A 17,327-nucleotide genomic window follows, 5' to 3' on the forward strand; every position below is an offset into this window, starting at 1 on the left:
GACACGCTTTAGGCAAGGCGCATGGCGATCACGATTGGCAAAATTTGCAACTCAATCTGCAAAGCACGCGTTGGGCTGCGTCAAACAAACGCCCTTGTGGCTGCTAATTCTGTAAATGGAGAATTGCCATGATCTCTAAAGCAACATGGGCAACCGCCCTGCTGATCGCTTCGGTATCCGTTCCATCCTTTGCTCAGGACGCTGCGCCTGCGTTCGATCCCAAAGGCAGCTTCGTAGACTCGTACGGTACGTCTTTCGACTTCAAGTTGTGCGGCGATAGCGGCACCGACCTCTGTGGTGTGCTCACCACTCTGAAAGGCGAATCCGCCACCCCGGAAAACCTCGCCTTTGTCGGCAAGCAGGTCATGCAGGCTAAGCAGAGCGCGCCCAACCAGTGGAAGGGTGCACTGAGCGCTGGCGGCATCAGCGCGGACGCAACGGTGACCCAGGTTTCCCCAGACACTATTGAAATCCAGGGGTGCCGCGCCGTCGTGCTGTGCCAGACGCTGGCCTACAATCGCGGCTGATGCGCTGCACATAAGAAGCCCCGCGGCGCTTCACTTCTGATGGTATTGGACCAGCCGCGGCTTCATGTGCACGCTGACCGCGCTCGCCAGCGCGGTTGCCCACTGCCGCCGGATCGATAATAGTCCCCGCGAAGTGACCATAAAGGGGCGACGCGTGGGCTATAAGACGATCCTGGTGGCCAGTGACGGTTCAACACTGGCAAAGCGAGCGGTGGAGCACGCATCGGAGATAGCCAAGCTGACCGGCGGGCAGCTTTCGGTCGTGACCGTGTCAAATCCCCCACCAACCTTTTCCGCTGCCGAGATTGGCTGGAGCGTGCCCGGCAACGTTTATGAGCAGATTGCAGCCGCCGATAAGGCGACTGCCGAGCAGATCTTTGCTCAGGCCAAGTCTGCCTCAGCGGTAGCGCTGGCCTCGACGCTCCATATCCGCAACGATTCTCCTGCAGCGGGAATCATGGAGGCCGCCCAGACGCTTGGGGCGGACCTCATCGTCATGGGCTCCCATGGGCATAGCGGGCTCAATAAACTGCTGCTGGGCAGCCAAGCGACCAAAGTCCTCGCGCTGGCAACCTGCCCTGTTCTCATCGTCAAATAGTGCATAGCGTTGCACTTGTCCTGTTTTGGACACGCGATAGCGTGGTTTAGGCTTTGACGGGATGGCGGGCTTGCTTAGGTTGCCTTGGTAAAACGGGGGAATCGAAGTGACGCAGCAGGCAGCCAGCAGCATTTCCAGCGGACGTAGCGATTTTGTCCAACCCATCATGGCGGGCGCGCTCGCTGCGATTGTTGGCTATGCCAGCACCTTTACTCTGGTGCTCGCTGCCCTGACGGCTGCGGGAGCGTCTCCCCAGCAGGCCGGTTCAGGCCTGATGTCGATCTGCATCGCCATTGGCATTCTCAATATTGTGGTGAGCGCGCGGCTGAAAGTGCCGGTCAGCTTTGCCTGGTCGACCCCCGGTGTCGCTTTCCTTCTGACTGTCGGCGAACCGGTTGGTGGCTTTCCGGCGGTGGCAGGGGCATTTCTGGTCGCGGCGGCGCTGATCGTGCTGACCGGGCTGATCAAACCGCTGGCGCGGCTGATCGAGGCGATTCCTGCGCCGATCGCCAATGCCATGCTGGCGGGCATGTTGCTGACGCTCTGCTTTGCGCCGATCACGGCCGTGGGGCAGATGCCGATGCTGGCCCTGCCGATCCTATTATCCTGGGTGATCGGCATGCGGTTTGCGCGGCGCTATGCGGTGCCGATTGCGGTGGTGGTGACGGGAATCATTCTCGCGACAACAACGCATCTGCCGCCCGGCGCGCTCGATGGCAGCTGGCCGAGCTTCGTGCCGGTGATGCCCGAGTTCACGCTCGATGCGATCATCCGCATTGGCCTACCGCTCTATATTGTGACCATGGCGTCGCAGAACCTGCCGGGGCTGGCGGTGATGAAGGCCAATGGCTTTACTCTCAAAGCTTCGCCTCTATTTGTCCTCACCGGTGTCGCTAGCGGCCTGACGGCCTTTGTGGGGGGCCATACGAGCAATCTGGCGGCGATCACGGCAGCGATCTGCGCCGGACCCGAGGCACACCCGGACAAGACCAAGCGTTGGCCCGCGCCCATTTCGGCGGGCGTGGTCTATCTGGCGCTGGCCCCCGCCGCGAGCCTGGCGGCAGCATTCATCGCCGCCTCGCCTCCACTGCTGATTCAGGCTGTGGCCGGATTGGCGCTTATGTCGAGCCTCGCGTCTGCATTGACGGGCGCCCTCATCAATGAGGAGACGCGACTGCCCGCGATTCTGACCTTCGTCACCACAGCCTCCGGAATCACCATTATCGGTGTGGGTGCGCCGTTCTGGGGACTGGTGGCAGGAATCGGCATGTTGCTGCTGCTGCGCGCCGGCGTTGTGGCCATTCGTGAACCGAGCGGGAAATGAGCCTGCCCTGGGCCGTCATCATTGCGGGCGGCCAGGGACAGCGGCTGGGCGGCGTGCGCAAGGCCGATCTCAGAATCGGCGGCGTAGGGCTGCTGGATAGAGTCGTCACTTCTCTTGGCCCGGTGCAGCACCCGCTGCTGATTTCCACGGGTCCGGATGATCTCAAAGTGCGCCTGCCACCCGATAGTGTGGCCATTCCCGATCTTGATGCCACCTGCCCCGGCCCGTTGGCGGCTCTGGTGGCTGCGGTTGATGCCTTACAGAAGCGCGGCGTCAACAAAGGCACATTGATTTCGGTGGCGGTGGATACGCCGTTCCTGCCGCGCGACTTCGTTGCGCGGATGATTGCCGCGCTTGGCGATGCCCCTGCTGCCTTCGCAGCGTGGGGGAATGATTTTTATCCGCCGAATGCAGCGTGGAATCTGAGTGCGCTGACTGATTCGCGCGCGAATCTCGCGTCGAGAGATTCGCCCAACAGCCTCAAATCGCTCCAAATTGCGCTGAAGGCCCAACGTGTTGACTGGTTTGTGTCAGGAGGCAAGAATCCTTTTGCCAATCTCAATACCCTGTCAAACCTAGTGGAACTGGGCGTTCGCGCGGTTTCGGCCTGTGGAGAATGACAAGATATTCACAAGACCCGCAAATTAGGCTTGGCAAAGCAAATCAAGTTGGGTACATGGACCACGCACTCGAAAGAGAGCAACGAAGGTGTTCCGCGGTAGCTCAGTGGTAGAGCAATCGGCTGTTAACCGATTGGTCGTAGGTTCGAATCCTACCCGCGGAGCCAATCTTCAAAAAGCTCTAATTGAGCATCTCCCCTTACAAGCATGACTAGTGTTGCCAGCGCTCTTTGAGCGCGGTAGGGGTGCTTAATTCTTAAGCATTTGGACCTCCCTCCATGGTTGCCGTTTCCAGCAAGGCCGCTCCGGCCGTGCAACGTACATCGCTCGCCGTTCTGTTTGCGGTCAGCGCCTCGCACCTGCTCAACGATCTGATGCAGTTCCTGCTGCCGGCGCTCTATCCCCTACTGAAAGATGCCTATGGGCTCGACTATGTGCAGATCGGCCTGATCACGCTCGCCCAGCAGATGACCGCGTCGCTGCTGCAACCGCTGGTTGGCTACTACACCGACAAGAATCCAATGCCTTATGCGCTGGCCATTTCGATGGTGTTCGCACTGGTTGGCGTCATCCTCATCGCAACGGCCAACAATTTCGGCCTGCTGATTCTGGCGGCTATGGTCGGCGGCATCGGTTCGGCGATTTTCCACCCTGAGGCCTCGCGCGTGTCGCGACTGGCATCGGGCGGCAAGCTGGGCTTTGCACAATCATTGTTCCAGGTTGGTGGCAACCTTGGCACCTCGATCGGGCCACTGGTCGCCGCCTATTTCCTTCTGCCACGCGGACAGACCAGCACGGCCTGGTTCGCTATTGTGGCGCTGGCCGCGCTCGTGCTGCTGACGGCGGTTGGCCGCTGGTACGCCGCCCATCAGCGCGCCAATATCGGCAGGCCCGTCGCCAAGGTCGCCAAGCAGGTATTGACGCAGAAGCGCCTCGTGATCTCGTTCCTGGTGATCGGCGCGCTGCTGCTCAGCAAGTACGTCTATATTTCCTCGATCACGAGCTATTACACGTTCTTCATGATCGAGAAGTTCAGCCTGTCGGCTGAAGATTCTCAGCTCTATCTATTCCTGTTCCTCGGCGCGATTGCGGCCGGCACGTTGATCGGCGGGCCTGTGGGCGACCGGTTCGGCCGCCTGACGGTGATCTGGTGCTCGATTGTAGGCGCCCTGCCCTTTACGCTGCTGCTGCCGCATCTTGATCTGTTCGGCACGGCCGTGGCCAGCGTCCTGGTCGGCCTGATCCTGTCATCGGCATTCTCGGCAATCGTGGTCTATGCGCAGGAGCTGATTCCCGGCAAAGTAGGCATGGTTGCGGGCTTCGTGTTCGGCTTTGCCTTTGGCATTGGCGCCATTGGCGCTGCTGTGCTGGGCGCGCTGGCCGATAGCATTGGAATCATTGCCGTATTCAACATTTGCGCATTCCTGCCGTTCCTGGGCTTTTTGACGATCTTCCTGCCCCGCGCGGCTGAACTGCATCCAACTCAAGGAGAGCCGGCGTGAGCAACGGCATGGATATCGACGGCGAAAGCCAGATCACACTGACCCGCACCATCGACGCGCATATCGACGACGTGTTCGCCGCCTGGACGGACCCAGCCCTGATCGAACAGTGGCAGGCCGACGAGGCCGAACTCGATCGCTTTGAAGGCGGCGAATACAAGTTCACCACCTTTGGCGATGATGAAGACCCCGAAGACCACACGGTCAGCGGCGAAATCCTCAAGTTCGTCGACAACGAAAAGCTCGTTATGTCCTGGGTCCACAAGGCCGATGAGGATGATGGCGACGATCTGATCTTCGTGCTTGAGATCGACTTCAAGGCGCTCAACGAAGACCAGACCAGCGTGACTGTGACCGAACGCGGCCTTGCCCACTCCGATCCAGAATCGCGCATCTTCTCGATTGAAGCCTGGAGCGCAGCTCTGGAAAATCTCGCAGAAGTTCTCGAATAGACTGAACCACGGGCCCGCTCGCACCGTATCAGCGAGCGGGAGGGCCGCATGAGCTCAACGAACTTGGTCTGGCTGCGCAACGATCTGCGCGTTTCGGACAATCCGGCCCTCAGCGCCGCAATCAAACATGGCGACAAGACCGTTGCACTCTACGTGCACGAGCGCACCGACGGCGTCAGGCCGCCGGGCGCCGCTGGGCGTTGGTGGCTCCATCAGAGCCTAGTTTCGCTGGGACGCGATCTGGCCGGAATCGGCATTGCGCTGATCGTGCGAAGCGGCGAGAGCCAGGCGGTCGTGCGCGACGCTGCGGCAGAGTTCGCGGTCGACTGCGTCTACTGGAACCGGCGCTATGCACCGGGCGAAGTCGCCGTCGATGCAGCAATCAAGGCAGCGCTTCGGGCGCAAGGCGTCACCGTCGCCTCCTTCGGCGCCAATGTGCTGATCGAGCCTTGGGACATCTCCACCGGACAGGGCCGCCCCTATTCTGTCTTCACCCCATTCTGGCGCAGCATCAAGGCGCGGGACATTGACCGCCCCCTGCCGCGCCCCCCCGCAGGTGAACCAATAGAATCCTCGGACTTAGACAGCGGCTATGTCGAACCTGAGTGGGCAGGCAAGCTGGCGCAGCATTGGCAGATTGGCGAAGCGGCAGCGCAGGCAAAGCTGGGCGATTTCCTTGATGAGCGGCTGGAGATTTATCCCGCAGGCCGCGACTTCCCGGCCAAGAGCGTGACCTCGATGCTGTCCCCGCATTTGCGCTTTGGCGAGATCAGTCCACGGCAAATCTGGCATTCTGCGCTGGCGGCATTGCATGCCGAACCCGAGCGACAGGCCGCCACTGACAAGTTCCTCTCGGAATTGGCGTGGCGTGACTTCAGCTATCACCAGCTGTTCCACCGCGCCGACATCGCCACCGAGCCGATGCAGCCCAAATATTCCCGCATGCATTGGCGGGAATCGCGCGCTGACCTTGTAGCGTGGCAGCGCGGGCAGACCGGATTGCCGATTATCGATGCGGGCATGCGGGAGCTTTGGGAAACCGGCTACATGCAGAACCGCGTGCGCATGCTGGTCGCTTCGGTGCTGGCCAAAAACATGCTGATCGATTGGCGCGAGGGCGAGCGCTGGTTTTGGGACTGCCTGGTGGATGGCGACGTGGCCAGCAATCCCGCGAGCTGGCAGTGGGTGGCCGGATCGGGGCTGGATGCGGCCCCCTATTTCCGTATTTTCAATCCGGTGACGCAGGGCGAGAAGTTCGACACCGAGGGCGACTATGTGCGCCGATGGGTGCCCGAGCTGGCCCGCCTGCCCGACAAATGGATCCATAGACCGGCGGAGGCGCCAGATGCGGTGCTGGAGGCGGCTAATGTGTCCATTGGCCGGAACTACCCGCGCCCTATCGTAGATCTGCAGTCCTCGCGCGTACGGGCGCTGGAGGCCTCGGCCGAACTCAAGGAGGAATGATTTTCTTCAGGTGACCGCAAAGCGCATTGCTGTTGCGCGATGTTGCGTTTGATTGGAACGCCCTGCCCGCCACCATCGTTGAGACTTGCGGGCGTGGAGGGGGACACCTACCATAAGCCCTTAACAGCACTTGCAGATTGATCCATGGCCAAGCACCAAGACCTCATCTCCGCTATCGGCAATACTCCGCTGATCCGTCTCAATCGCGTTTCCGAAATGACCGGCAGCGAAATCTGGGGCAAGGCAGAGTTTCTCAATCCGGGCCAGTCGGTGAAGGATCGAGCGGCGCTCTTTATCATCCACGATGCGGTGAAATCGGGCGCGCTGAAGCCCGGCGGCACGATTGTCGAGGGCACGGCGGGCAATACCGGCATCGGGCTGACGCTGGTGGCCAACTCGCTGGGCTTCAAGTCGGTGATCGTCATCCCCGACACGCAGAGTCAGGAAAAGAAGGACGCGCTGCGCCTCTATGGCGCCGAGGTCATCGAGGTCCCGGCAAAGCCGTACAAAGACCCCAACAACTACATCAAGATTTCTGGCCGCTTGGCCGAAAAGCTGAACCGCGAATTGCCGGGCGGCGCCATCTGGGCCAACCAGTTCGACAACGTCTCCAATCGGCGCGCGCATATTGAAACCACGGGTCCGGAAATCTGGCAGCAGACCGGGGGCCGCATTGACGGCTTTATCTGTTCGGTCGGCTCTGGCGGCACGCTGGCTGGCGTCGCGCAGGCTCTGAAGTCGCGCAACTCGGACGTCAAGATCGGCCTGGCAGATCCCGAAGGTGCGTCGCTCTATAGCTACTTCACGACGGGTGAGTTGAAATCGAGCGGCAATTCGATCACCGAGGGCATTGGTCAGGGCCGCATCACGGCGAACCTTGAAGGCCTCGCCGTCGACTACGCCTACCAGATCAGTGACACCGAGGCCTTGCCCTATGTGTTCGACCTGCTGGAAAATGAGGGCCTGTGCCTTGGTGGCTCGAGCGCCATCAATATCGCCGGCGCGGTGCGTATGGCGCAGGATCTCGGCCCGGGCAAAACCATCGTCACCATCCTTTGCGACTATGGCAATCGCTACCAGTCCAAGCTGTTCAACCCGGCCTTTCTGCACGACAAGGGCCTGCCGGTGCCGAAGTGGTTGGAAGGGCGCGTGCCGACCGACATTTCGAGCGTCATCGAGCCAAGCTAGGCCGAACGCAGCCGCATATTGTTCAATCGCCGCTGACTGATAGACTGCCCCGACACCATCGGGGCAGCTTCAGTGTTTGGTATCGACGATATTCTGCAAGCCCTGCTCTCCGAGCTCCACATCGTCGCCGCTGTTCTGGGCGCGATTTATCTGCTGGCGCTGGTCTGTGCCTTCCGCGAGATCATGAATTCGCGCACCTCGCAGGGCTCGATTGCGTGGCTGCTGTCCCTGGCGCTGCTGCCGTTCCCAACGGCGTTTCTCTATCTCATCTTCGGCTGGAAGGCGTTTGACGACTACGCCACGGACCGCATCCGCAATGGCCGCGCCGCGCGTCCACTGAGGGCCAAGGACCTTGCCCTCATCGACCGGGAAACCAGCCATCGCTGGCCGGTGCAGGTCAAAGTCTCGGAAATCCCCTTTCTCAATGGCAATGACGTCGAGGTGCTGGTGGACGGCAAGGCGACGTTCGACTCGATCTTTGAGGGCATCGCCAAGGCCAAGACCTATCTGCTGGTGCAGTTCTACATCGTGCGCGACGACGCGCTGGGGCAGGAACTGGCCGAGCGGCTGATCGAGCGCGCCCGGGCGGGCGTCAGCGTATTCCTGCTCTATGACGACATTGGCAGCACCGGCATGCCCAAGCGCTATCGCACGCAGCTGCGTGAGGCGGGCATCAAGGTTGCGGGCTTCAACCAGCGCCATAAGTTCCTGCGCTTTTACGGCCCCTCCCGCATCAACTACCGCAACCATCGCAAGATCGTGGTGGTGGACGGCGAGCACGCCTGGGTTGGCGGTCATAATGTGGGTGTCGAATATCTCGGCGAGAACCCGCAATTTGGCCGCTGGCGCGATACCCATGTGCGCGTGTCCGGCCCCGCGGCCTTGGGCTGCGCGCTGCTGTTCCGCGAAGACTGGGAATGGGCGACGGGCGAAACCTTACAGGACAGCCCGCCCGAAACGGTGGCGACGCCGGGCGATCAATCGGTTCTCGTCATGGGCAGCGGGCCCGCCGACAAGCTCGAAGAATGCGCGATTGCCTTTACCGACATCATCGGGCGGGCGCGGGAACGGGTGTGGATCGTCAGCCCCTACTTTGTCCCAGACACCGATATCCGCACCGCGCTGTTTGCCGCCAAGCTGCGTGGCGTCGACGTGCGGGTGATGCTGCCCAATGAGCCGGATCATAAACTGGTGTGGCTCGCCAGCATTGCCCATGCCGACGCCATGGTGGAGCACGGGGTGCCGATTTATCGCTATCAGGACGGCTTCCTGCACCAGAAGGTTGTGCTGATGGACGACCAGATCGCTTCGATCGGCAGCGTCAACTTCGACAACCGCTCCTTCGCGATCAATTTCGAGATCACCCTGTGGTTCGCCGATGCCAAGACCATCACCACGGTGGAAGACATGCTGACGCAAGACTTTGCCAAGTGCCGCGAGGTCAGCCTTGATGAGGTGAAGAATCGCAGCCTGCCGATGCGGTTTCTCACGCAGGCAGCAAAGCTGCTGTCGCCGCTGCTCTAGCGGACCGGTGGCGCGTACAGCAGGCCGCCATTGCTCCACAGCGCATTCTGGCCACGCAACAGCGCAGCGCCGGTTTGCGGGCCGAAGTGGCGATCATAGAGCTCAGCATAGTTGCCAATGGCGCGGATAACATCGGCCATGAAAGTCGGCCTAAGCCCAAGGGGCGCGCCGAAATCGCCTTCGACGCCAAGGATACGGCGAACGATCGGCGTGCGGGTGGCAGAGAGCGACTCTGTGTTGAGCGAGGTGATGCCGGTTTCTTCGGCGCTGATCACCGCGAATAGCGTCCAGCGTACGATATTGAACCACTGCTGATCGCCCTCGCGCACGACCGGACCAAGCAATTCCTTGGAGATACGCTCGGGCAGAATGCGGTGGGCAGCAGGCTCCGGCAAGGCGCGGCGGATACTCTGGAGCTGGCGCGCCGACGCAGAGACGGCCTGGCAGAGCCCCGCCTGATAGGCGAGCGCCAGATCGGCCACGTCTTCATAAGGCACTTCGGTATAGCTGGCCTGATTGGCGAAGAAGAATTCCTGCATGCGCGCAAGCTCTTCGCCGCCGTCGATCACGCAGACGCTGATATTGTCGAGCTCGAAGGCCGAGACGACGCCAAGCGATTGGGGCACCAGGAATGCCTGCCCGTCAAAGAAGGCAGTCGCCACGTAAGTGGCGCCATAAAGCGTATCGCGGCGCTCGGTCCACGGACCGCTGCGGGTGATAACGTCCACTGCCCCGGTCTGCAGCGGCGCGAAACGCGCCTGCCCGCGCAGGGAGCGGAACTCGATCTTGTCGGGATCCCCAAATACCGCAGCGGCAATGCCACGGCAGAGGTCGACGTCAAAGCCTGACCAGCGCCCATCGGCGTCCTGACGAGCAAAGCCAGGCAGCGCATCGGATGCGCCACAGATCAGAAATCCGCGGTCGCGGACGGTTTGAAGGGTTTGAGCCTGGGTGGGCAACACGGCGAGCACCAGCGCGCAGCTCAAACCGGCTGCGGCAATCAGCAATCGCTTCAACACATACAACACTCTGATCGGCTTCCTTGCCCTGCCGGACCATATTGGCGGGTGAGCCGTGGGCGTCAAGCCAATGCGCAGAGCGCATTGGCTTTATCGACAGAACAGGTCCGCAGTCGGTCTCAGTGAAGAATCTGGCTGAGGAAGAGCTTGGTGCGCTCGTGTTGCGGATTGGAGAAGAACGCCTCTGGCTCGTTCTGCTCGATAATCTGGCCCTGATCCATGAAGATCACCCGATTGGCCACCTGACGCGCGAAGCCCATTTCGTGGGTCACGCACAGCATGGTCATGCCTTCCTCAGCCAGGGAGATCATCACGTCGAGCACTTCCTTGACCATTTCGGGGTCGAGCGCCGATGTGGGCTCATCGAACAGCATGATCTTGGGCTGCATGCAGAGCGAGCGGGCAATTGCCACGCGCTGCTGCTGGCCGCCCGAGAGCTGGCCGGGGAACTTGTTGGCCTGCTCGGGGATCTTCACACGCTCGAGATAGTGCATAGCTGCAGCCTCGGCTTCCGCCTTGGGAATGCCGCGCACCCAGATGGGGGCGAGCGTCAGGTTCTGCAGAATAGTCAGGTGTGGGAACAGGTTGAAGTGCTGGAACACCATGCCCACTTCGCGGCGTACTTCGTCGATGCGCTTGAGGTCGGCAGTCAACTCCGTGCCATTGACGAAGATGTGGCCTTCCTGATGCTCCTCAAGTCGGTTGATGCAGCGGATCAGGGTTGATTTGCCAGACCCCGAGGGCCCCGCGATGACGATGCGTTCGCCGCGCATCACCTTGAGGTTGATGTCGCGCAGCACGTGGAAGTCGCCATACCATTTGTGCATGTCGATGACATCAACGGCAACGTCGGTCTGGGAAATCTGCATCGCTGCGCCTTCAGGGGCGGTGACGGATAGATTTGTCATAACTTACCTCTTGTGCCCGGTATCCAGCCGCCGCTCCATCCAGAGCGAGTAGCGAGACATGGCGAAACAGAAAATCCAGAACATGAACGCGGCGAATACGTAACCCGTTACAGCCTGTGTTGGCGATGCCCAATTGATGTCCGAGCTCGCGGCCTGGACGGTATTGAGCAGATCGAAAATGCCCACGATGGAGACCAGCGAGGTGTCCTTGAAGAGGGCGATGAAGGTGTTGACGATGCCGGGGATGACGTTCTTAAGCGCCTGCGGCAGGACGATGAGAAGCGTCCGCTTCCAATAGCCAAGGCCCAACGCCGCGCCCGCCTCATATTGCCCACGGGGCAGAGCCTGAAGCCCGCCGCGCACCACTTCGGCCAGATAGGCCGAGGAGAACAACGTTACGCCCACGAGCGCCCGCAGGAGCTTATCGACCGTCATGCCCTGCGGCATGAACAGCGGCAGCATGATCGAGGCCATGAACAGCACAGTGATCAGCGGCACAGCGCGCCATAGTTCGATGAACATGACGCAGAGCGTCTTGATGATCGGCAGTTTGGACTGACGCCCGAGGGCAAGCAGAATGCCGAGCGGGATCGAGCCGATAATGCCCACCAGCGAGATGATGAGCGTGACCATGAGGCCGCCCCACTGTTCTGTGGGCACATGGCGTAGGCCGAACACATCGCCCGCCAGCAGATAATAGCTGACCACCGGGAAGACGACGAAGAACAGCAAGGCATTGGTGCGCTTGAATGGCGCAGACGGGATCAGCAGCGGGATGATGAGCAGAGCCAGCATCGCGAATACGATGTTCGGGCGCCAGTATTCCGTCATCGGATAAAAGCCGTAGATGAAGAAGTTGAAGCGCGCAGCGATATAGGCCCAGCATGCCCCTGCCCCTTCGGCACGGCATTGTTCCACCGTGCCACCCGGCATGACCGCATGGCCGAACAGGAAGTTGTAGATCGGTGGAATGATCCACATCAGCAGCAGCGCACCCAATACGGTGAGCAGACTGTTGGAGGGCGTCGAGAACAGGTTGTGGCGCGCCCAGTCTATCGGGCCGCCGGTGCGGCCGGGAGCAGGACGGGCGTCAACCAGGTCCTGGCGGATGTAAACATTGTCCATGGCCATTCTCCTAGCGCTCCACCAATGCGACGCGGGAATTGTACCAATTCATGAACGCCGAGGTCAGCAGCGAGAACGTCAGGTAAACCGCCATGGTCATGGCAATCACTTCGATGGCCTTGCCGGTTTGGTTGAGGGTCGTTCCGGTGAAGACGTTGACCAGCTCGGGATAACCGATGGCGGCACCGAGCGATGAGTTCTTGGTCAGGTTCAGATATTGGCTGGTCAGCGGCGGCACGATGACCCGCATGGCCTGCGGGACGATCACAAGACGCAGCCGGTCGCCTTCCTTCAGACCCAGCGATTGGGCCGCTTCCGTCTGCCCCTTGCTGACCGCGCGAATGCCGCCACGGACGTTCTCCGCAATGAAGGCCGCCGTGTAGATCGAGAGGCCGAACACCAGCGCGACGAATTCAGGCGGCAGCTGGAAGCCACCTTTGAAGTTGAAACGCTCTAACACCGGGACCTCGAACGCCAGTTCGGCGCCGGTGGACCAGTAGATAAAGGCCGGTATACCGATGACGATCAGGATCAGCAGCGCGGTTGGAAAACGGGCTTCGCTGGGTGGGCGATCCGCCGCGCGTTCCTGCACGATCCAGGCGACGACGGCTCCGGCGATGACACTGCCAATCCCGATGGCCAGCGTCGACCACGTCGAAAACATCGCCGAGAGCAGCGTCGACAGGATCACCCAAGTGAAGACAAAGCCCAGAATAGCGCGACCTATCGGGGCAAATCGCGTAAGCGACAGCGCCGCAACGACCACGGCGCCGATCCAGACGAGCGCCGGATTGGCTCCAATCGCGGTGACGATGTGGCCCAGCAGCGTAAAGGCTAGAAGTCCGATCAGCAGCGAGACGGCGGCGTCGGCCACCTTGCTGGCATTGATGACATAGCGTGGATAGCGACCGGTCGCTGTGCGCTCCCTTGTGGCCCAGATGCCGATGCCAATTGCCAAGATTATGCTGACCACGATGGCGACAACCACCCAGATAAACTCATGGTCGGGCATGGGGCGCGGCACCATGAGCCCGCGCTGGTTGATGAAAATGTCGAGCGGCAACTCGAACGACTGCCGCACGGCCGGCATCGCCTTGAGCACGGCGAAGTACCAGAAGAACAATTGCAGCAGCAGCGGGATGTTGCGGATGGTCTCGATATAGACCGTGGCGACCCGAGCGATCAGCCAATTGGACGACAGGCGCGCAATACCAAGGGTGAAGCCCAAAATCGTCGCGAAGAAAATACCGATAACCGCGACCAGCAGCGTATTGAGCAACCCGGCGAGGAAGGCCTGCCAGTAGAACGAGCTTCTGCTCCAGGGGAACAGCGTGAAACTGATATCGAAACCAGCGGTGCGGAACAGGAAGTCGAAGCCAGTGGTTTTGTTCTGCGCGGCGAGGTTCTGCGCGGTGTTGAGAATGATCCAGCCGAAAAAGGCGATGACGGCGGCGGCGACGAGTACCTGGTAGAGAATGCCGCGGAAGACCGGGTCATTCAGAAGAGAGGGGCGCGGGGCGCTCCCCGTTGTGTGGTCGAGCACGGCCATGGGGCATGCAATCCTTTGCTGCTAACCGAAACGCCTGTTGCATCAAATGACAAAGCTTCGCCGTCGCGGCTTCCGCCACGCGCAAATCACCAGCCCGGCCGGTGTTGTCTCTTGGTCAAAGTCGTCCGTTCAAACCAAAACCGGCGCTCCTTGTGGGGAGCGCCGGGCTTGTGATCGCGATTAGCGGATCGGCGGAGCGTATTGCAGACCACCGTTGGTCCACAGCGCGTTCAGGCCGCGTTCGAGGCCAATGTCAGTGGATGGCCCCACATTGCGTTCAAAGGCTTCGCCGTAATTACCGACGAGCTTGACGATCTGGTATGCCCAATCCTTGTTGAGGCCAATCGGGGTACCGAAGTCACCCTCGACGCCCAGCAGGCGCTTGATGGCTGGATTATCCGAGCCGAGCATTTCGTCGACATTGGCCGAGGTTACGCCCAGCTCTTCAGCTTCGAGCAGCGCGTAATAAGACCAGCGGTTGATCTTGAACCACAGATCGTCCCCCTGACGCACCACGGGGCCGAGTGGCTCCTTGGAAATGATTTCGGGCAGGATGATGTGGTCATCTGGAACGGCGAACTTGGAGCGCTCAGCGGCCAGCGCGGACGCGTCGGTGGTGTAGACGTCGCAGCGGCCATCTTCATAAGCCTTCACCACTTCGTCCTGATCGACGAACACGACGGTGTTGAACTCGAGATTATTGGCGGCAAAATAGTCGGCGGCGTTCAGTTCGGTCGTTGTGCCGGATTCGATGCAGATAGCGGCGCCGCTCAATTCGAGCGCACCGTTGATGCCATCGGCCTTGCGGACCATGAAGCCCTGGCCGTCATAGTACATGGTGCCGATGAAGCTGATACCGAGGTCGGTATCGCGGCTCATGGTCCAGGTCGTGGTGCGGGAAAGAATGTCGATTTCGCCTGCCGAGAGAGCAGCAAAGCGCTCTTGCGAGGTCAGTGGCGTGAAGCGAACGGCGTCGGCATTGTTAAACACGGCGGCTGCTACCGCGCGACAGAAGTCGACTTCCAGGCCAGTCCAGACGTTATTGGCGTCGGGCGCGGAGAACCCGGCCACCCCGCCTGTCACGCCACATTGAATGTAGCCTTTGGCTTTTACGTCACTGAGAATATCGGCGTGGGCTGCGGTTGCACCAAGGCTGACTGAGGCCGCAAGAACGAACGTCACGAGCGTCTTTTTCATTGTGTTGCCTTTTGTTTCCTGACCTGATCCGGGAGCAAAAGCCTTGTGCCATCGTCCCCGGTGGCACCTCCACCTTTTATTGGTGGTTATGATGCTGGTAAGCATGCAAGCGTCTATTGACTGATGCGTCAAGGGCAGAAGGCGTGTTGAGACAGCATAGCTGTCACTTTAATAGCCAAGACGCAGCACATGATCGAAATATGAGCACAGAGCCTACTATGAATGAGCACAATAACGGCAAAGTCGGCGAGCAGAGTATAGAAACGCTGCTTACCCATTTGGGCCGTCAACCCGACGACCACTTCGGCTTCGTCAATACGCCGGTCTATCGCGGCTCCACAGTGCTGTTCAAAACGCTGGATGATCTGGACGCGCAAAGTCAGCGCTACCTTTATGGCCGCGCTGGCAACCCAACTACCGATGGCGTCGAAGAAATCGTCAACGCTCTGGAAGGCGGCTATCGCACACGGCTGCTGCCGTCGGGCGTTGCAGCCATCACCGTTGCGATCCTCAGCTGCGTCAAAGCGGGCGATGAAGTGCTCATCTGCGACAATGCCTATGAGCCAGGCCGGCAGTTCGCCGATGACTTCCTGGAGCGATTCGGCGTCAACATCCGGTATTATGACCCGGGCATTGGCGCGGGCTTGCGCGATTTCATGTCGCCGCGCACCAAGGCGATTCTCGCCGAAAGCCCCGGCTCGCTGACATTCGAGCTGCAGGACATTCGCGCCTTCGCTGAGGCCGCCCACGCAGGCGGCGCCAAGCTGATTGTCGACAACAGCTGGGCATCCCCTTTGTATTTCAAGCCCTTGGAGCTTGGCGCTGACATTGTGATTCACGCCGGCACCAAGATGTTCGTGGGCCATTCGGACGCCTTTGCGGGGACTGTGACGGCCACTGAGGCCTGCTGGCCCGAGGTTGAGCTCATCCGCCGTCGCCTCGGCTTCTTCACCTCGGGCGATGATGCATACTTGGTGGCGCGCGGTTTGCGCACGCTCTCGATTCGCATGGCCGAACATGAGCGCCGCGCGCTGGAGATTGCGACGTGGCTTGAATCGCAGCCCGAAGTTGCCTCAGTGCTGCACCCTGCACTGCCCAGCCACCCCGATCACACGCTGTTCAAACGCGACTTCAAGGGATCGGGCAGCCTGTTCGGGGTGATTCTCGCGCCAGCACCGCGCGCGTCAGTGGCGGCTTTTGTCGATCAGCTTGAGCTTTTCACCATGGGCTATTCATGGGGCGGCTACGAAAGCCTCTGCCTGCCTGTGGTCCTGGGCGACAATCGCACCGCAAAGCCATGGACGCATGAGGGTAATCTGTTCCGTCTGCATATTGGCTTTGAGGGCGTTGAAGACCTAAAAGCCGATTTGAGTGCAGCTATCGAGCGTTACACACGCGCGCGCTGAAAGGCGCGTTTGATGGCCGGAAAACCGCGGCGGATGATTCGTCCGTCGCGTTTTTCAAACAGCCAGCCACGGCTCGCGAACAAATAGCGCACCAGATAAGCGCCCACCATGCCGACGAAAAAGCCGCCAAACACGTCCGTGGGGTAATGCATCCCCACGGGAACGCGGGAAATTCCCACCACAACGCCGATCAGCAAAAACAATCCGAACAGGCGCGGCCAGAGGAAGCCGATGACGAATGCGAGCGCAATCGCGGTCGTCGTGTGGCCTGACGGAAAGCTCTGATAGGTCCAGTCATTCAAAACGCTGTGGAAAGAAAATGCGCCGTTGGTGTCAAATTCCACAGGCCGCCCCCGTCCAATCAGCCTCTTGAGCAGGTTGGACAGTAGCCCGGGCGCACCGACACCGAGGAAGAAGAAGGCTGACAACAGTGCTGCCTCCAAAGTCGCCTCATAGGCTACCAGCTTGCCCCTGCCCCGCAGCGCTAACAATGCCACCAGAAAGGCAATGGTCAGCACCAGTGACGGGATCAAAACCCAGTCAGACAGGCCGTAATCGGTAATCCAGAAAAACGGCGCCCGCCACGCCTCGGGCCAGCCGATGGCCCCGCGCGACGCCCAAACGTCAATCTGTGAAAGGGCCAGAAGGCCGATCAAAACGCCCACACAAAAGAGTGGCCAGCGTCGTGTACCCAGGCCCAGCGGCCAGATTTTGCTCAAATCAATCATGCATTTGTTCTCCGGCTGTGGAGAGTTTGCGTCAAGTGCACGATCTTGCAAACAAGCGCTTGCAAGTTCGAAACGAACACGCTAGTTCAGCCGTCGTGAAGTCGGAGTGTAGCTCAGCCTGGTAGAGCACCGGTTTTGGGAACCGGGGGTCCAAAGTTCGAATCTTTGTACTCCGACCACACAACTGCCTTTAAGG

16 protein-coding genes and 2 tRNA genes are annotated in these 17,327 nt (G+C 60.4%); 12 read left to right on the forward strand and 6 right to left on the reverse strand.

All coding sequences use genetic code 11. The features are described 5' to 3' along the window. Nucleotides 1-128: 128 nt before the first annotated feature. The 10 genes from WH87_RS05085 to cls all read left to right on the forward strand — a co-directional run bounded on the left by WH87_RS05085 (nucleotide 129) and on the right by cls (nucleotide 9,199). Nucleotides 129-527 carry a hypothetical protein gene (locus WH87_RS05085; protein ID WP_046138214.1) on the forward strand — a complete coding sequence of 133 codons (399 nt, stop codon included), beginning with the start codon at nucleotides 129-131 and terminating at the stop codon, nucleotides 525-527. 154 nt (nucleotides 528-681) lie between these two features. Next, the gene (locus WH87_RS05090) at nucleotides 682-1,125 is read left to right on the forward strand and encodes a universal stress protein (RefSeq protein WP_046138622.1); all 444 of its coding nucleotides are present in this window, start codon (nucleotides 682-684) and stop codon (nucleotides 1,123-1,125) included. A 106-nt stretch (nucleotides 1,126-1,231) separates the two neighbouring features. Further along, nucleotides 1,232-2,449, forward strand: a complete 1,218-nt coding sequence (locus WH87_RS05095; protein ID WP_245622304.1) for a benzoate/H(+) symporter BenE family transporter — start codon at nucleotides 1,232-1,234, stop codon at nucleotides 2,447-2,449. Next, nucleotides 2,446-3,069: a molybdenum cofactor guanylyltransferase gene (mobA, locus tag WH87_RS18855; RefSeq protein ID WP_052726295.1), complete on the forward strand. Its 624-nt coding sequence runs from the start codon at nucleotides 2,446-2,448 to the stop codon at nucleotides 3,067-3,069. The genes WH87_RS05095 and mobA overlap by 4 nt, the downstream gene beginning before the upstream one ends. A gap of 92 nt (nucleotides 3,070-3,161) precedes the next feature. Next, nucleotides 3,162-3,236: transfer RNA gene (locus WH87_RS05105), tRNA-Asn, on the forward strand. Nucleotides 3,237-3,347: 111 nt separating this feature from the next. Further along, nucleotides 3,348-4,571, forward strand: a complete 1,224-nt coding sequence (locus WH87_RS05110; protein ID WP_046138212.1) for an MFS transporter — start codon at nucleotides 3,348-3,350, stop codon at nucleotides 4,569-4,571. Further along, on the forward strand, nucleotides 4,568-5,023 hold the full coding sequence (locus WH87_RS05115) for an SRPBCC family protein (protein ID WP_046173226.1): 456 nt from the start codon (nucleotides 4,568-4,570) through the stop codon (nucleotides 5,021-5,023). Before WH87_RS05110 ends, WH87_RS05115 begins: the two co-directional genes overlap by 4 nt. A 48-nt stretch (nucleotides 5,024-5,071) precedes the next feature. Continuing rightward, nucleotides 5,072-6,487, forward strand: a complete 1,416-nt coding sequence (locus WH87_RS05120) for a cryptochrome/photolyase family protein (RefSeq protein WP_046138210.1) — start codon at nucleotides 5,072-5,074, stop codon at nucleotides 6,485-6,487. A gap of 144 nt (nucleotides 6,488-6,631) precedes the next feature. Then, nucleotides 6,632-7,675, forward strand: a complete 1,044-nt coding sequence (locus WH87_RS05125) for a cysteine synthase A (RefSeq protein ID WP_046138209.1) — start codon at nucleotides 6,632-6,634, stop codon at nucleotides 7,673-7,675. A 72-nt stretch (nucleotides 7,676-7,747) separates the two neighbouring features. Then, nucleotides 7,748-9,199 (forward strand): cardiolipin synthase, encoded by a 1,452-nt coding sequence (cls, locus tag WH87_RS05130; RefSeq protein WP_046138208.1) that lies wholly within the window; start codon nucleotides 7,748-7,750, stop codon nucleotides 9,197-9,199. Here cls and WH87_RS05135 read toward each other — a convergent pair. The 5 genes from WH87_RS05135 to WH87_RS05160 all read right to left on the reverse strand — a co-directional run bounded on the left by WH87_RS05135 (nucleotide 9,196) and on the right by WH87_RS05160 (nucleotide 14,997). After that, on the reverse strand, nucleotides 9,196-10,218 hold the full coding sequence (locus WH87_RS05135) for an amino acid ABC transporter substrate-binding protein (RefSeq protein ID WP_197410725.1): 1,023 nt from the start codon (nucleotides 10,216-10,218) through the stop codon (nucleotides 9,196-9,198). The genes cls and WH87_RS05135 overlap by 4 nt on opposite strands. Before the next feature lie 119 nt (nucleotides 10,219-10,337). Continuing rightward, complete coding sequence (locus tag WH87_RS05140) at nucleotides 10,338-11,087, reverse strand: amino acid ABC transporter ATP-binding protein (RefSeq protein ID WP_156458140.1); 750 nt, start codon at nucleotides 11,085-11,087, stop codon at nucleotides 10,338-10,340. Nucleotides 11,088-11,129: 42 nt separating this feature from the next. Beyond that, nucleotides 11,130-12,257, reverse strand: a complete 1,128-nt coding sequence (locus WH87_RS05145) for an amino acid ABC transporter permease (protein WP_046138206.1) — start codon at nucleotides 12,255-12,257, stop codon at nucleotides 11,130-11,132. A gap of 4 nt (nucleotides 12,258-12,261) precedes the next feature. After that, a complete protein-coding gene (locus WH87_RS18860) occupies nucleotides 12,262-13,800 on the reverse strand; it encodes an amino acid ABC transporter permease (protein ID WP_052726293.1) in 1,539 nt (512 codons plus the stop codon). A gap of 180 nt (nucleotides 13,801-13,980) precedes the next feature. After that, a complete protein-coding gene (locus WH87_RS05160) occupies nucleotides 13,981-14,997 on the reverse strand; it encodes an amino acid ABC transporter substrate-binding protein (RefSeq protein WP_046138205.1) in 1,017 nt (338 codons plus the stop codon). A 218-nt stretch (nucleotides 14,998-15,215) separates the two neighbouring features. Between WH87_RS05160 and metC the strand changes: the two genes are divergently transcribed. After that, on the forward strand, nucleotides 15,216-16,403 hold the full coding sequence (gene metC / locus WH87_RS05165; protein WP_046138204.1) for a cystathionine beta-lyase: 1,188 nt from the start codon (nucleotides 15,216-15,218) through the stop codon (nucleotides 16,401-16,403). On the opposite strand, the gene WH87_RS18865 is transcribed toward metC, so the two are convergent. Beyond that, on the reverse strand, nucleotides 16,385-17,131 hold the full coding sequence (locus WH87_RS18865; protein WP_052726292.1) for a phosphatase PAP2 family protein: 747 nt from the start codon (nucleotides 17,129-17,131) through the stop codon (nucleotides 16,385-16,387). The two genes, metC and WH87_RS18865, sit on opposite strands and share 19 nt — an antisense overlap. Before the next feature lie 102 nt (nucleotides 17,132-17,233). On the opposite strand from WH87_RS18865, the gene WH87_RS05175 reads away from it, so the two are divergent. Next, a tRNA-Pro gene (locus WH87_RS05175) sits at nucleotides 17,234-17,310 on the forward strand. Nucleotides 17,311-17,327: the final 17 nt, after the last annotated feature.

This window comes from Devosia epidermidihirudinis, from assembly GCF_000971295.1.
Lineage (GTDB): Bacteria > Pseudomonadota > Alphaproteobacteria > Rhizobiales > Devosiaceae > Devosia > Devosia epidermidihirudinis.

Excerpts from the sequence above, each read along its gene's own strand:
- WH87_RS05145 (WP_046138206.1), bottom strand. The coding sequence starts at position 12,257 with ATGGCCATGGACAATGTTTACATCCGCCAGGACCTGGTTGACGCCCGT.
- WH87_RS05120 (WP_046138210.1), top strand. The coding sequence starts at position 5,072 with ATGAGCTCAACGAACTTGGTCTGGCTGCGCAACGATCTGCGCGTTTCG.
- WH87_RS05110 (WP_046138212.1), top strand. The coding sequence starts at position 3,348 with ATGGTTGCCGTTTCCAGCAAGGCCGCTCCGGCCGTGCAACGTACATCG.
- WH87_RS05125 (WP_046138209.1), top strand. The coding sequence starts at position 6,632 with ATGGCCAAGCACCAAGACCTCATCTCCGCTATCGGCAATACTCCGCTG.
- WH87_RS18860 (WP_052726293.1), bottom strand. The coding sequence starts at position 13,800 with ATGGCCGTGCTCGACCACACAACGGGGAGCGCCCCGCGCCCCTCTCTT.
- WH87_RS05085 (WP_046138214.1), top strand. The coding sequence starts at position 129 with ATGATCTCTAAAGCAACATGGGCAACCGCCCTGCTGATCGCTTCGGTA.
- WH87_RS05160 (WP_046138205.1), bottom strand. The coding sequence starts at position 14,997 with ATGAAAAAGACGCTCGTGACGTTCGTTCTTGCGGCCTCAGTCAGCCTT.
- WH87_RS05140 (WP_156458140.1), bottom strand. The coding sequence starts at position 11,087 with ATGCAGATTTCCCAGACCGACGTTGCCGTTGATGTCATCGACATGCAC.
- WH87_RS18865 (WP_052726292.1), bottom strand. The coding sequence starts at position 17,131 with ATGATTGATTTGAGCAAAATCTGGCCGCTGGGCCTGGGTACACGACGC.
- mobA (WP_052726295.1), top strand. The coding sequence starts at position 2,446 with ATGAGCCTGCCCTGGGCCGTCATCATTGCGGGCGGCCAGGGACAGCGG.
- metC (WP_046138204.1), top strand. The coding sequence starts at position 15,216 with ATGAATGAGCACAATAACGGCAAAGTCGGCGAGCAGAGTATAGAAACG.